The organism is Candidatus Accumulibacter contiguus (genome assembly GCF_012940005.1).
Lineage (GTDB): Bacteria > Pseudomonadota > Gammaproteobacteria > Burkholderiales > Rhodocyclaceae > Accumulibacter > Accumulibacter contiguus.
Genome location: NZ_SPMX01000167.1, coordinates 1 through 844 on the forward strand (window position 1 = coordinate 1; position 844 = coordinate 844).

Below are 844 nucleotides of genomic sequence, written 5' to 3' on the forward strand. Positions count from 1 at the left end.
GCCCCGGTTTGCGCAGCGAACGGGGCTTGGCCGGCAGCTTGGCCAGCCCATCCGAGGACGGTGGTTTGCTCGAATTGTGGCTATTCTTGGCCCCTCGACCTTCCAGTTCCTGCACCTTCGCCTGCAGCTTCTCCACTTCTCCCCTCAACTGCCGCACCAGCGCACGTAAGGGCCAAAGCTCGCGGATCAGATCATCCTTCTCGGCAACACTCAGTCGTTCAAGGTCGGGAATCTCGTCCATGCCCACTCACCTGTACGAAGCCTATCCATTGCGAGGTCAATGCTGGGTTCTCTTGAAAGCTTGGACGTTCGCTCTGAGCAAAAATTCCAGTACCTGAGCGTCGCCACGCTTCAGCCTGTCCGCTTGGCGGAGGACTCCTGAGTAGTTACTAAGATCGGCTTCCCACTTAAGCCGGGACAATCTCTAACTTCAATGGGTTATGCACAACCCGGTGGCGGGACTTCCTCGGTAAGGGAAGTTCCCCCATCTGGTTGAGCAGCCAATCGAAAAGATCAGGGAAAGAGGTGCTAAACAGACGTTCGGCTGCGATAGTGCCGTCACTACGTCTCACCCCATAGTTGTGGATAACCGTTAGCGCAGCCAGGCGGCATTTCGTCAGACCTCGCCCGTTATGATACAACTGGGACAAGCGGCCATTGCGCCCTTCGACGGCGGAGGAGCTGCGATGGAACTGTCGCACCATCCATTCCCCCCATTCTAGCCAGCGCTGCAACTCACTCTCGGAGAATCCCGAATGGAACGGGTCTGCTTTCCAGGCCTCTAATGCTCGCTGCCAAGCCTCCTGATACCGTTTCCGCCCTGAAGAAGTTCCGTGCCCAGATC

Annotated in this window: 2 protein-coding genes; both read right to left on the bottom strand. The window is 57.3% G+C overall.

Annotation, left to right across the window (positions count from 1 at the left end; all coding sequences use genetic code 11):
• The coding region (locus E4Q08_RS24000) for a DUF6444 domain-containing protein (protein WP_248595143.1) at positions 1-241 on the bottom strand (241 nt) is incomplete at its 3' end.
• 166 nt (positions 242-407) lie between these two features.
• Positions 408-844 (bottom strand): DUF6399 domain-containing protein (locus E4Q08_RS25270; protein WP_248595144.1); only part of this gene is annotated, 437 nt, incomplete at its 5' end.